Origin of the sequence: Flavobacterium sp. 140616W15 (assembly GCF_003668995.1) — a bacterium.
In the GTDB taxonomy this organism is placed as follows: domain Bacteria; phylum Bacteroidota; class Bacteroidia; order Flavobacteriales; family Flavobacteriaceae; genus Flavobacterium.
Map to the genome: position 1 here is coordinate 3,344,006 of NZ_CP033068.1, position 15,216 is coordinate 3,359,221.

The following is a 15,216-nucleotide window of genomic DNA, read 5'->3' on the forward strand; positions in this document are numbered from 1 at the left end:
AATTTGTAAGGAAATTATTTTCAACACAACACCAATCTTTTAAAATAATACTAAACCTGTTTTTATGAAGAATATCTATTTTGTCTTATTTCTAATTTCTGCCTCTTTATTTGGGCAACAATATGAAAAAAATTGGAATAAAGTAATTGAAAACGAAAATCTCGGCAAAATAAAAACTGCTAATAAAATTGTTGCTGAAATCTATAAAAGAGCTGTAGCAAATAAAGATGAAGTGCAAATTATAAAATGCTTCTTTTATAACTCGAAGTACCTACAAGTTGTTGACGAAAATGCTCAGTCAAAGATTTTGAACAACTTGAGGTTTGAAATAAATCGTGCTTCAATCCCATCAAAAGCAATTCTGAATTTGGTTTATGTTAAATGTTTAAATGATTATTTAGAAAGAAACCGCTATAAAATTAGCAATATAACAAATACTATAGAGGTCGATGACAATTTTTTAACATGGGCAACAGCTAATTTTGAAAACCAAATTAAAAATGCCTTGATTAAATCCTTAGAAAATGAAGCGATTTTAAAAGCTACACCACTAGTTAATTATGAAGCAATTTTTGAATATCTAACTTTAGAAAATTTTAAATCTCAAAATTTATATGATTACGTAATTTTAGAAAACATTGTACTATATACAAAAAAAATACAACCATGGGGAATCCAAAAAAGTGATTTCACTTCTTACAAAAAAGAACTTTTAGGCAAAACAAATGATTTTATAAAATTAAACTTGGACTTTATAACCAATGAAAATCTTCGTTTGGTTTTGTCTTTATATCAAAAAAAAGAAACGAATCAGCCTACAGCAGAAAATCAGTTTAAGCGTATTCTTTTTTCTAAAAATTATTTAATTGAAAATAACGATGATTATGTAAATTCATTAAACATCCTTCAAAAAAGTACTAAGAATGAACATTTGATTCAAAAAATTCAATTACAAAAAGCTATTCTTTTAGAAGAAAAGGCATCAAAAAAAACTCATCCTGATTACAACATCAAAGCAATTATAATTCTCGACAGTATCACAAGAATTAATAATCGATCAAATACGTACAAATTAGCGCTTGAAAGAAAGGAACGTATTAGGTCCAAATCAATAAACATTCAACTTCAAAAATACACTTACAATGAAGAGAATATCAGAGCTTACATCAACTATAAAAACGTAGATCAGCTTAAAATTTCATTTTACAGGATTAGTCAAAAGCAACTAAAAGAATATGAAAACAATTCTACTCAGAAGAAAGACTTAGTTGACTCAATTATCCAAAAGGAGCCGCTTCTTTCGTCAAAATTTTATTCATTAAAAAACAAAAAAGATTATTTTGAATATTCTACAGAAATACTATTGCCTAATCTAAAAACTGGCTCTTATTTAGTTTATTTTGAAAGTGAATCTGACACCAAAGATAAAAAAGCCTTCGCGTTTGAAACCATTACAACTTCAAACATTTCAGTACTAGCATCACAAAATGACTCAAAAGAAACATTTCAAGTTCTAGATCGAAAAACAGGAAAACCTTTAGAGAATGCAACAATAAAATCTCTTAGGTTCAATATCCAAACAGACAAAGATGGTTTAGCTTCTTATAAAAAAGATTCCATTTATAATTATAAAACTATCGAATTGTCTCACGCAAATGACACCATTTTAATTAGCAAAAATTATATTCAATACAGTAACATTTACAATGAAAATGAAAAAGAAGATTCAAATGGAAAAGTTGAATTTTTCCTAGACAGAGCTATTTACCGCCCAGGACAGACTGTATATTATAAAGGAATAGCTATTCAGAAAAATAAAAACAAAACGAATGTCGTTACAAATACAACTTTTAAAATTACAATTGAAGACCCTAATGAAGATAGTATTAAAGAGTTTAATGTAACAACAAATGAATTCGGCTCTTTTTCAGGAAAATTTACTTTACCAAAAAATGGATTAACAGGTAATTTTAGAATTATTACAGAAGAGCCTAATGACTATGAGAAAGATTCAATTTATAACAAAAAAAAAGCCCAACATCCTTTTTGGGATAATGTACATTTTGAAAATTCACAATCAGATTTCAGAGTTGAAGAATATAAACGTCCTAAATTCGAAGTTACATTTGAACCAAAAAAAGAAAGTTTTCAACTTAATCAAGCTATAAAAGTAAAAGGAACCGCCAAAGCTTTTGCAGGAAGCATCATTTCTGATGCAAAGGTTACCTATACTGTAACTAGATATATAAATTATTTTAGAAATTATTATGGACGGGAAGAACCCGAAGTTTTAGTAACAGAAGAAACTAAAACTGATGCCTCAGGTAAATTCATTATTGATTTTATGGCAGTTCCATCTAAAAACTCAAACAAAGAGCAATTACCTATTTTTAATTATATAATAAATGCATCCATAACCGATATTAATGGTGAAACTCATACTGCTGAAACCACTATAAAAGTAGGATATCATGATTTAATTCTTAATGCCACACTTCCTAATAAAATCGAGACTAAAAACAAAAATGAAATCACACTAACAAGTACTAATTTAAATGGAGAATTTCTAGCTACAAAAGGAGAAATTAAAATCTATTACATTAGTCCTTTCTCAAATAAATTCAAGTCTAGAACTTGGGAAAAACCTGAAATAAACAATATATCCGAACAAGATTTTGAAATATTATTTCCATTCGAAAACAATAAAAAAGACACATTAGATAAAGCTACTGGAACTTTAGTTTTTTCTAAGAAAGTCAACACTGAAAAAGATAAAAAAGTCACTTTAGACTTTATTTCAAATTATAAATCTGGTAATTACAAAATAGTTTTCTCAGCAAAAGACAGCTTCAATAATCCTATTGAAAGCTCATCCGAATTTAAACTTACGCAAAGCGAAGACAAATACGATACAGGGAAATTATTTACCGTAAAACAAACTAATGATGATCCTAAAAAAGATGGTTTTGTTTTATTAAAAATAACTTCGGTTATTCCTGAACTTTATATTATAACAACTGGAAATTATGACAGTAAAGTATTTTTTGAAGAAACAAAACATCTTAAAAATAATGAAGTCACCATGAAAATTCCATTGAAAAATGAATTTGAAAAACAAATTAAATTAGGATTTGAAAGTGTTTTTGAAAACCAAACCTTTAATGATGAAGTAGCAATAACTTTAAAAAATCATGTCCCAACATTAAACTGGAAAGTAGAAAGTTTTAGAAATAAAATACAGCCTGGCAGCAGTGAAAATTGGTCCTTTCAATTAAATACAAATGGCACTAGGAATGAAGCAGAAGTTTTGGCTTCTATGTATGATAGCTCATTGGACCAATTTACTACTAAAGATTGGAGTAGCTTAGATTTCAACCGATACAATTATAATGGAATCAATACTAAAACATATTTAGGATTTGAAAAAACATCTACAAGTGTCAGAAATCTAAACACATATTTGAAAGGTATACAAGTAAATAATGAAACTACAAATTTAATTTGGTTTGGATTTAATTTTAATACCCCCAATTCAATTTACCAACAAAAAGAATATCAAAAACAGCTTAGTAAAAAAACAAGAAAACCTGCCAATGCAAAACTAATTTGGGGCATAATCTCAGATAATGAAGGCTTGCCACTACCAGGAGCATCTATCACGGTAAAAAACACACCAAGATCTACAACATCTGACTTTGATGGTTACTATGAAATTGATGCCGCTACAGGAGAAGAGTTGGTTTTTTCTTACGTAGGAATGCAGACCAAAACTGTTGAAATAAATAATTCAAAAGAAATTACTATAGCCTTAGAAGAAGACTCTAATCAACTTCAAGAAGTTGTAGTTACAGCTTTGGGAATGAAAAAAGAAAAAAAATCGATGAGTTATTCAGTTGAAGCTACTGGAACTGGAACCGCAGCTATTGTTGAAGAAGATAATCAAGTAAATAATACTCTAGGAATTAGCGACAGTCTTCAAGGGTTTATTAATGGAGTTAGTATCTCTAAAAGTCCCACTAATAGATTAATCGTTCGTGGAGCAAGCTCTATAGCGACAAACAAAGATGTATTATGTATAATTGATGGAGAAATCGCAACCGAAGAAACAATTAAAAACCTAAATCCTTCAGTCATCCTTTCAGTTGATGTTATAACAGAAAAAAAAGCAACTGCTCTTTACGGAAACAAAGGAGCAAATGGGGCCATAATAATCACCACAAAAAATGCTATAAAAGAACTAACCCAAGTAAAAGCAAGAAAAAATTTATCGGAAACCGCTTTCTTTCTTCCAAATTTAAAAACGGATGCTAAAGGAAATGTTAGCTTTAATTTCACTTCACCCGAAGTTTTAACCGCTTGGAAACTCCGATTATTGGCACATAACAAAGATGCTGTTTCGAGTTATTTAGAGAAAAGTGTTATTACCCAAAAAGAACTAATGGTTTTGCCGAATTTCCCACGTTTCTTAAGAGAAAAAGACACGATTGTTATTAGTACTAAAATATCAAATATTACTGCTGAAGCTAAAACTGGAATTGCAATCTTACAGTTTTTTGATGCTACAACAATGCAACCAATTGATGCAAAAATGCTGAATGTAAAAAACGTTAAAAACTTTACTGTTGAGGCATTTGGAAATACAACTGCAAGTTGGACTGTTTCGATTCCAGAAGGCATACAAGGTGTACAATATAAAATTCTAGCTAAATCAGGTAATTTCTCTGATGGTGAAGAAAACATACTTCCTGTTTTAACAAATAACATGTTGGTTACTGAAAGTATCCCAATTTGGGTTCGAGAAAATTCAACCAAAGAATATACACTTGAGAATCTAAAAAATAACACTTCAACAACTTTAAAAAATCACCAACTTACATTAGAATATACTTCTAATCCTGCTTGGATTGCGATTCAGTCTTTGCCCTATTTAATGGAATACGAACATGAATGTGCTGAGCAAACTTTTGCACGCTTTTATGCTAATTCTTTGGCTTCAGAAATCATATCGAGTAATCCGAAGATTGCAACTATTTTTGAAAATTGGAGAAAGAACGAAAAACTGAATTCAAAATTAGAAGAAAATGAAGAACTAAAATCAATCATTATTGCAGAAACTCCTTGGTTAAATGACGCACAAAGCGAAGACGAAAAGAAAAAGAATCTAGCTCTTTTATTTGATTTAGAAAAAATGAAAACTTCACAAGAAGCTACATTTGATAAATTAAAACAAAAGCAAAAAATATCTGGAGGATTCTCTTGGTTTGACGGAAGTGATGAAAACGAATACATTACAAGGCACATTCTAGCAGGTTTAGGTCATCTATCTAAATTGAATAAAACAGAAGATAATAATGATAAAATTGATGCTATTGCCAAAACCGGAATTCCATTTCTGGATAACAAGTTTTTAGAATACTATAAAACTAAAAATTTAAAAGCAACCAATAAACTAATCTGGATTAATCCTTATTCTGATTTACATTATCTCTATACCAGAAGTTTTTATTTAGATAATTATCCCCTTTCGGATACTTTGAAAAAAGCTACTAAATTATATCTTGAAACCACAAAGAAAGACTGGTTAAAGTATTCTCTTTACGAAAAAGGATTAGCCGTCTTAACCTTAAATCGCTTCGGAGAAAGTGAAACAGCTAAAAAAATCATCGAGAGTTTAAAAGAAACAGCTTCTAACAATGAAGACTGGGGAATGTACTGGATTACGAATAAAGCGGGATGGTATTGGTATCAAGCACCTATAGAAACTCAGGCTTTATTGATTGAGGCTTTCGCTGAAGTAAATAATGACACTAAATCAGTAGATGCGATGAAAGTCTGGCTGCTAAAAAATAAGCAAACCAAAAACTGGCCAACTACAAAATCCACTACCGAAGCCGTTTATGCCTTATTAATGCAAGGCAAGAATGGATTAAGCATAAAAGACAATACTGTTATTAAAATTGGAGATGAAAAAATTCTAAACGAAAAACTAAACGAAAATGAAAAAGAAGCTACAACTGGTTATATCAAACTCAACTGGAAAGCTGATGAAGTAAAAAAAGAAATGGCTTCAGTAAAAATAGAAAACAAATCAAAAATCTCTGGTTTAGGAGGTATCTATTGGCAATATTTTGAAGATTTAGATAAAATTAAAACGAACCCAAATACAGCTTTATCTGTTTCTAAAGAATTATACATCAAAACAAAAACAGTTGACGGAGATCAATTACAGAAAATCACAACTAAGTCATCATTAAAAATGGGTGATTTAATTACTGTAAGATTAATAATTTCTTCTAAAGAAAATATGGAATTTGTGCATTTAAAAGATATGAGAGCTTCTTGTTTTGAACCTGTAAATGTTCTTTCAGAATATAAATACAACGATCGATTAGGTTATTATATAAGCACAAAAGATGCTGCAACACATTTTTTCTTTGATGAGATAAATAAAGGAACCTATGTACTGGAATATGATATTAGAGTAAACAATGGTGGTAACTTCTCTAATGGAATTTCTACAATACAAAGTATGTATGCTCCAGAATACTCAAGTCATAGCAAGGGAATAAGAGTCAATATAAAATAAGTAAAAACAAAGCAATAAAAAACCCCATCTCATACAAACATGAGATAGGGTTTTATAATTTTAGAAACTACTATTATTTGATAATTGTCATTTCGTCTACAATATGCTTTGCTCCAGCATATTTATCTATAATCCAAAGTACATAGCGAATATCAACATTGATTGTTCTTTGTAAGTTAGGATCAAAAATAACATCTCCTGCCATTGCTTCAATATTTCCGTCGAAAGCTACACCAATTAACTCTCCTTTTCCGTTAATTACTGGTGAACCTGAATTCCCTCCTGTAATATCGTTATCTGTCAAGAAATTTACAGGCATGTATCCTGCTTTATCTGCATATTGACCAAAGTCTTTAGCTTTATTTAATTCTAATAATCTAGCTGGTAAATCAAATTCTTGATCTCCTGCTTTATACTTTTTAACCATTCCGGTCATTGTAGTATAGTTATTAGTTTTAGCATCATTTCTTTTATCTTCTGGCAAAGCACGAACCTTTCCGTAAGTTAATCTCAAAGTTGAGTTTGCATCAGGATACTTAATAGTATTTAATTTAGACTCTCTTAAACCTTCTACTAATTTGCGGTAAGCAATTGCGAAGCTATCATCAGCTTTTAATTGTCCGTCAGTTTTAGCACGGAATTTAGTCATCAAATCATTAGATATAATGTACAATGGATCATGTACAATCGCTAATGGTTTTGGATCAGCCATAAACGCTAATACTTTATCCTTAGATGTAAAGTAACTTATTTCAGTTGCTTTTTTAACATCAGCAGTAAAATCACCGTTATTCTCTGATTTCATTTTAGCTATTTGTGGAGCTAAACCATACTCAGTAGCTTTAGAAGCATATAAATTCAATTGAGCAGTTAACACATCTTTTTCAAGAGGAGCATAAAACTCACCATAAATATTATCAATCAAAGCATTAATCTTAGGTAACATTTCTGCTTTTTTAGCATCATTTTCTCTGTAGTAAGCAATTAAGGCATTCCCTAAATTTACAGGGCCAGTTGCATAACTTGAAGTACGTAAAAGTTGCGTTAAATAATTATCATGAGTCGCTTTTAAATTCGTCTCTCTATAATAACCATTAATTGTTGGAATTACATTTTCGTATTTTTCTTTGTTTGCTGGTAAAGCTGCCCATTCATAAAACTTATCTTCTTGTTCCGTTTTGGTAGCTACTGTTCCTGCTTTAGTTAAAGCATCAATCATACCTTGACGGTTTTTCCAGTAATTAGCAGTCGAAGCGTATTTAGACGCGTATTGCAAACGAACTGTTGCATCTTTGTCCATATATTTTTTCATCTGATCCATTCCTGTTTTAGCTCCCTCAACCCAAGCAGGGTAAGCAAACTTAATATTTTGCTCAATTCCACCAGCTGGCATCCAACGGTTTGTTCTTCCTGGATACCCTAATATCATCGCAAAATCATTTTCTTTAACACCTTTTAAACTTACCGGCAAATAGTGCTTTGGCTGTAAAGGCACATTGTCTTTAGAATATTCAGCAGGATTTCCATCTTTATCTGCATATACTCTAAACATTGAGAAATCTCCAGTATGACGTGGCCATTCCCAGTTATCAGTATCCCCACCAAATTTCCCTACACTTTCTGGAGGTGTACCTACTAAACGTACATCTTTATAATCTTGATATACGAAATAGTAATATTCATTTCCTTGAAAGAAAGGACGAACAGAAACTGTATATTTTCCTCCTTCATTATTTTCTTTCTCAATCAAAGCCGTTTCTTGTTGAATCGCTTTGTTTCTCTCTGCTTCTGTCATTCCATCATTTACTTTTGATAAAATTCTTTTAGAAACATCATCCATACGAACGAAGAAACGAACATATAATGATTTTGGTTTCATTTCAGCGCTTTTGTCTTTTGCCCAGAAACCATTTTTTAAGTAATTCTGCTCTTCACTAGAAAGTTCTGCGATAGCATCGTAACCACAGTGGTGGTTTGTTAAAACCAAACCGTTTTTAGAAACCATTTCAGCAGTACATCCTCCATTAAATTGAACTATTGCATCTTTCAAACTATGGTTATTGATACTATAGATTTCTTCAGATGTAAGCTGTAAGCCCATTTTTTGCATATCTCTATGGTTTAATCTCTCGATAAACATCAAGAACCACATTCCCTCGTCTGCACGAACAGGAAAAGCCATAAGGCACATTGTTAAAAATAAAATTATTTTTTTCATACGTTTTAAATATTTTTAGTTGTGCGAATATAGTGCATTTTCACAATTAAATACCTATGTACAATCCCCATATTAAGTATATGAACAAGATTTCATCTAATACTTATGAATTCCTCACATTCACAAACGGATCTATCTTACATAATTCATTTTATTTCACAAATAAATATGTAATAAATAATTTATTAAATAATATTTAAGCATACTTAATTTCTTATAAAAATTATTATACTTTTGTATAAATTAAATTTATACTGACATGAAAAAATTATTACTATGTGTAGCATTAGTAGTTTCTGCTATGGCTACTGCGCAAAAAGGGACAATTCTTGTAGGAGGAAATGTTGAATATTCTTCTGATAAAATTGGAGATGTAAAAAACGAATCATTTGATTTCTCACCTACATTCGGTTACCAATTCTCAGAAAACTGGACTGCAGGGGTAAATGCAACAGTTGGTAGCATACACAAAGAGGGATCAAAATCAGACAACCAAAAGATTGGTGGTTTTGTTCGTTACTCTAGACCTCTTAGCGAAACATTTGCAATTTTTGCAGACATAGGATCAGGTTATCAACAAAATTCTATAAATGATGCAAAAGGAATGTATGCTTATATTACTCCTGCATTATTCATAAACATGAAACAAGGGTTTGGTTTAAACTTTTCTATCGGTGGATTCAACTACGATAACATAGATGGTAAAAACGATCCTAGAAGAGAAAAAATTGGATTCAATTTTGGAAAAACATTAAACATTGGTATTTCTAAAAACTTTACTTTGTAAGAATACATTCTTTATTGAAACAAAAAAACCACCTATTGGTGGTTTTTTTGTTTATAAATAATAGTCAATTCAGACATTAATCATTCAACATTTTCCACAATTTATCTTTAAGCTCTTGTAAACCTTGTTGGGCTACAGAAGAAATAAACATATAAGGAGTATCTTTAAAAGCCACGTCAAGCTCTACTTTAAGCTCAGCTTTAAGCTCGTCATCTAGCATATCACATTTAGATATTACCAACAAACGTTCTTTATCTAACATTTCTGGATTATACTTTGTTAATTCATTTACCAAAATATCATACTCCGCTTTAATATCAGGAGTATCAACTGGAACTAAGAACAACAAAGTCGAATTACGTTCAATATGACGTAAGAAATAATGTCCTAATCCTTTTCCTTCTGCTGCTCCTTCGATAATACCCGGAATATCTGCAATTACAAAAGATTGAAAATCTCTGTAAGCTACAATTCCTAAATTAGGCTTTAATGTCGTAAACGGATAATCAGCAATTTTAGGTTTCGCAGAAGTTAAAACTGACAACAAAGTAGATTTACCTGCATTTGGGAAACCAACTAAACCAACATCAGCAAGAACTTTAAGCTCTAAGATTACATCCATCTCTACTCCTGGCAAACCTGGTTGCGCATATCTCGGTGTTTGATTAGTTGAACTTCTAAAATGCCAGTTCCCTAATCCTCCTTTACCACCTTTAGAAAGAATTTGTTTTTCTCCGTGTTCAGTAATTTCAAATAAAACTTCACCCGTTTCTTTATCTTTAACAACTGTTCCTAATGGCACTTCAATAAACTTATCATCACCATCAGCTCCAGTACTTCTGTCTCCTCCACCATCTCCACCGTGGCCAGCTTTAATGTGACGAGCAAATTTTAAATGAAACAAAGTCCAAAGTCCTTTATTCCCTACCAAAAAAACATGACCACCACGTCCTCCATCTCCACCATCTGGACCACCTTTTTCAATGAATTTCTCTCTATGTAAATGCGTTGAACCTTTTCCTCCTTTACCGGAAGAAACAAATATTTTAACGTAATCTACAAAATTTCCCTCTGTCATAATTCTCTGTATTCAGTTGCAATCTCATTTTCAGCGCTACTTGCTACTGAAAACTAAGACTGGAAACTATTTTATTTTAATCTTTTAATGCTTTTATTAATACTTTATCAATCTTAACGCCATCCATATCGATGACTTCCAACTCAAATTTTTGCCAAATCAACTTTTCTCCTTCTTTAGGAATACGTGATAATTCAGTCATAATAAGTCCACTTACAGTTGTAACTTCATAATCATTAATCAATTCGTCTAACTCAAAATAAGTTAAGAAATCATGTAATGAATAATGCCCATCAACCAACCATGTTCCATCTTCCCTTTCTACTAGTTGAAACTCATCTTTATAAAAATCAGCTGCATCTCCTACAAGAGCTTCCAGAATATCATTTAATGTTATAATTCCTTGAAAAATTCCATATTCATCAGAAACAAAAGCATAATGTATACCCGTTTTCTTAAAATTCTCTAATGCTTTATATGCTGTAGTTTGCTCCATTATAAAAGGCGCATCTGTCATTATAGAAGCCAAACTAAAATCCTCTTTTTCAATATTAGCAAAGATTGTCTTCAAATTAACAACTCCCGAAATATCATCATAATTCTCTTTATAGACAGGATAAATGGAGTGTAAATCTTCTAATATTAATTCTTTTACACGCTGTTTATCTGAATCTAAAGGCAAGAAAACTACTGACTTTCTGTGGGTCATTAACGAATTCACTTTTCTATCTCCAATATGGAAAACACGCTCAACAATATCTTGTTCAATTTCCTGAACTTCACCACCTTCAGTTCCTTCTTTAATAATGGCTTTTATTTCTTCTTCGGTTACTTTACCATCGGCAGTCGGTTTTATTTGCAAAACATTTAATAAAAAGTCTGTCGAATTAGTCAATAACCAAATAAACGGAGCGGTAATGATCGAAATAATCTTCATAGGCAATGCTACAGCTTTAGCAATAGCTTCAGGATGATTCAATCCAATTCTTTTAGGCAGCAATTCACCTAAAACAAGAGAAAAGAAAGTCAAAACCACAACTACTATCCCCACAGCAACTGAATGTCCATAAGGTCGTAAAACTTCAAACGTACTTACAAAACCTTCAACATCCATCGTGATTTTATCACCACTGTAAATACCAGTCAAAATACCGATTAAAGTAATCCCTATTTGAACTGTCGACAAAAACTTATTAGGTGAATTTGCCAAATCAAGGGCGATTCTAGCACTTTTGTTTCCCTTTTTTGCTGCTGTCTCTAATCTATTCTTCCTTGCCGAAATCAATGCGATTTCCGACATAGAGAAAACCCCATTTAAAATTATTAGAAAAAATATTATTAGTATTTCCATTTTTATGTTTAAACATTTAAAGTTTAAAGCCTAAAATTTAACCCGAATAAATACTATTTAGGTAAATTTTAAACCTTAAACTTTAAACTATTTTTTTTATTACAAATTATCAATTACACTTGTCAAACGCTCCGTTATTTCTTCAATAGACCCGATGCCATTTACAGCGTAAAATTTATTTTGCTCTTTATAATATCCAATTAATGGAGCCGTTTTTTCGTTATATTCCTGATATCTTACGCGAATTTTTTCTTCATCCTGATCATCAGCTCTTCCACTTGTTTTTCCTCTTTCTAATAAACGAGCTACTAGAATTTCATCATCAGCTTCTAAAGCAATTGTTGCAGTAACGCTTGTACCAATAGTTGGTAAAAACTGATCTAATGCTGCTGCCTGATCTAGTGTTCTAGGATAACCATCAAATAAAAATCCTGCTGTATCTGGGTGTTTTTTTACTTCATCAATTAACATTGCAGTAGTTACTTCACATGGTACTAATTCACCATTATCCATAAAAACTCTAGCTTTCTTACCTAAATCTGTATCATTTTTTAAATTAAAACGAAAGATATCTCCAGTTGAAAGATGTGTTAATTTGTATTTTTCTTTTAAAAATTCTGCCTGAGTTCCTTTTCCTGCACCAGGTTTTCCAAATAAAACAATATTAATCATAGTTTGTGTGTTGTGTCGTACTTCCTTATTCTTTAAAGAAGTTTAAAGTGAATAGTTAATTTATAATTCTTTGGTTTTGATTCTAAATTTATTCTGCTAATTGATATACTTCAGACAAATTTCTCCCCAAACCATCATAGTCTAAACCGTAACCAACGATAAATTTGTTTGGAATTCGAATTCCGATATAATCAATTTTAACATCTTTTTTATAAGCCTCAGGTTTAAAGAACAAAGTAGCTATTTTTAAATGCTTAACATTTTGTTTTTTAAACATTTCTTTAAGTTCAACTACAGTATTTCCTGTGTCAACAATATCCTCAATAATAACCACTGATCTCCCAGTTAAATCTTGATTTAACCCTATCAGTTGTTTAACATCGTGAGATGTTTCTGTTCCTTCATAAGATGCCATTTTAATAAATGAAACCTCGCAGTGTTTTTTATATTTTTTTAAAAAATCGGCAACAACCATAAAAGAACCATTAAGTACACCGATAAAAATTGGAATTTCATCTCCAAAATCATCTTGTACCTGGGCTACCATTTTAGTAATTGCAAAATCGATTTCTTTAGCCGAAATAAACGGAACAAATTGTTTATCGTGAAGTTGTATCATTATTTTTTACATTTAAAATAATGGGCAAAGATACAGAATTCGAGTTTTAGAATTGAAAATTGACCCTAAATTTGTATTTTTAAATCAAAAAAAAATCAATGGCCTCTGAATTACAAAAAAACCTTGATTACGTAAGTGCTTACAGAGAAAATAGACTTAAAGGTGCGCAAAGTGTTTTGGAAAATCCTGATTGTTTTCCAGAGTTAATTGCAATTTGCTTCGACATTTCAAACAAAAACACGTATAAAGCCTGTTGGATTTTAGAATTTGTATCTTATGAAAAGCTAGAATGGCTACAACCTCATCTCGATTTTTTTTGCTCGAACCTTAAAGTTTTAAAAGACGAAAGTTCTATTAGACCTATTGCAAAAATCTGTCAACTTCTAGTCACAGCTCATTATAAAAAATCAGAAACAAATATTAATCTTTCTGAAACTCAACTTCAGGATATCATCGAGACTAGTTTTGATTGGTTAATAACCGATACCAAAGTCGCAGCAAAGGCCTACTCCATTAGAACCTTACATATATTAGGCAAACATTTCGATTGGATTCATCCCGAATTACAAATCATATTAACCAAGGATTACGGAAATCATACTGCTGCTTATAAAGCAGTTGCCCGAGAAATTCTCAAGAAAATAAAATAGCATTTTCCTATTCAATCATTATAAAGTATCTTTGCGCATCACAAACACACAACAATGAATTATTTTTCTTCTGATTTTAAATTAGGAATATTAGGCGGTGGCCAATTAGGCAAAATGCTTCTTTTTGACACACGTAAATTTGACATACAAACCTATGTTTTAGACCCAAGCGATGAAGCTCCAAGCAAAATTGCCTGCAATAAATTCTTTCAAGGTGACCTAATGGACTTTGAAACTGTTTACAATTTCGGAAAACAAGTAGATGTTTTAACTTTCGAAATCGAGCTTGTAAACCTTGAAGCTCTTGAAAAATTAGAAAACGAAGGCATCAAAGTATATCCTTCGCCAAAAACTTTAAGAGGAATCCAGAATAAAGGAATCCAAAAAGATTTTTACATTAAAAATAATATCCCAACTGCTCCTTTTCAAAGATTTGAAAATCTAGAAAGTTTAAAATCTACTGTCACATCGAGCGGAATCGAGATGCCTTTTGTATGGAAATGTACGGAGTTTGGATATGATGGAAATGGTGTAAAAGTTATTCGTCAAGCTTCTGATCTAGATAGTCTGCCTAATGTAGAATGTATTGCTGAAACAATGGTTCCGTTCAAGAATGAACTTGCTGTTATTGTTTGCCGCAATCCATCGGGAGAAATAAAAACATATCCTGTTGTAGAAATGGAATTTCATCCGGAAGCAAATCAGGTAGAATATGTAATTTGTCCTGCTCGAATAGACGAGAAAGTAGCTCAAAAAGCAAGAACAATTGCGCTTAATGTTTCGGAGAAATTTAATCATGTTGGCCTTTTGGCAGTTGAAATGTTCCAAACTCAAGACGATGAAATCTTAGTAAACGAAGTTGCTCCACGCCCTCACAATTCTGGACATTATTCTATCGAAGCAAGTTATACTTCACAATTCGAAAACCACTTACGCGCCATTCTAGATCTTCCGTTAGGGAATACTGATAGTAAAGTAGCTGGTGTTATGGTAAACTTGGTTGGAGCTGAAGGATTTTCTGGTAACGTAGTTTATCAAAATATCGAAACTATTTTAGGATGGAATGGTGTAACACCACATATTTACGGTAAAAAACAAACCCGCCCTTTCAGAAAAATGGGTCACGTTACAATCGTAAATGGTGACATGAATGAAGCAAGACGAATCGCTGAGGATGTTAAGAACACTATTAAAGTAATTAGTATATAGTTTTCAGTCTCTCTAAAAACTTTAAACCAAAAACAAAATAAACACA

General features: G+C 31.3%; 9 protein-coding genes. 4 read left to right on the forward strand and 5 right to left on the reverse strand.

Annotated elements, in window-relative coordinates; all coding sequences use genetic code 11:
* Nucleotides 1-64 precede the first annotated feature (64 nt).
* Entirely contained in the window at nucleotides 65-6,586 is a 6,522-nt protein-coding gene (locus tag EAG11_RS14645) for a carboxypeptidase-like regulatory domain-containing protein (RefSeq protein ID WP_129539806.1), read from the forward strand.
* A gap of 73 nt (nucleotides 6,587-6,659) precedes the next feature.
* On the opposite strand, the gene EAG11_RS14650 is transcribed toward EAG11_RS14645, so the two are convergent.
* Entirely contained in the window at nucleotides 6,660-8,804 is a 2,145-nt protein-coding gene (locus EAG11_RS14650; RefSeq protein WP_129539807.1) for a S46 family peptidase, read from the reverse strand.
* Nucleotides 8,805-9,063: 259 nt separating this feature from the next.
* On the opposite strand from EAG11_RS14650, the gene EAG11_RS14655 reads away from it, so the two are divergent.
* Entirely contained in the window at nucleotides 9,064-9,591 is a 528-nt protein-coding gene (locus EAG11_RS14655) for an outer membrane beta-barrel protein (protein WP_129539808.1), read from the forward strand.
* Nucleotides 9,592-9,667: 76 nt separating this feature from the next.
* Here EAG11_RS14655 and obgE read toward each other — a convergent pair whose 3' ends face one another.
* The 4 genes from obgE to hpt form a co-directional block, all read right to left on the reverse strand.
* On the reverse strand, nucleotides 9,668-10,669 hold the full coding sequence (obgE, locus tag EAG11_RS14660) for a GTPase ObgE (RefSeq protein WP_129539809.1): 1,002 nt from the start codon (nucleotides 10,667-10,669) through the stop codon (nucleotides 9,668-9,670).
* 76 nt (nucleotides 10,670-10,745) lie between these two features.
* Nucleotides 10,746-11,969, reverse strand: coding sequence for a hemolysin family protein (locus tag EAG11_RS14665; RefSeq protein WP_230605205.1), 1,224 nt, complete (start codon nucleotides 11,967-11,969; stop codon nucleotides 10,746-10,748).
* 150 nt (nucleotides 11,970-12,119) lie between these two features.
* A complete protein-coding gene (locus tag EAG11_RS14670; RefSeq protein WP_129539811.1) occupies nucleotides 12,120-12,692 on the reverse strand; it encodes an adenylate kinase in 573 nt (190 codons plus the stop codon).
* Between the two features lie 88 nt (nucleotides 12,693-12,780).
* Nucleotides 12,781-13,311 (reverse strand): hypoxanthine phosphoribosyltransferase, encoded by a 531-nt coding sequence (gene hpt / locus EAG11_RS14675; protein WP_129539812.1) that lies wholly within the window; start codon nucleotides 13,309-13,311, stop codon nucleotides 12,781-12,783.
* A 98-nt stretch (nucleotides 13,312-13,409) separates the two neighbouring features.
* Between hpt and EAG11_RS14680 the strand changes: the two genes are divergently transcribed.
* A complete protein-coding gene (locus EAG11_RS14680) occupies nucleotides 13,410-13,961 on the forward strand; it encodes a hypothetical protein (RefSeq protein WP_129539813.1) in 552 nt (183 codons plus the stop codon).
* A gap of 54 nt (nucleotides 13,962-14,015) precedes the next feature.
* The gene (locus EAG11_RS14685; protein WP_129539814.1) at nucleotides 14,016-15,170 is read left to right on the forward strand and encodes a 5-(carboxyamino)imidazole ribonucleotide synthase; all 1,155 of its coding nucleotides are present in this window, start codon (nucleotides 14,016-14,018) and stop codon (nucleotides 15,168-15,170) included.
* Nucleotides 15,171-15,216: the final 46 nt, after the last annotated feature.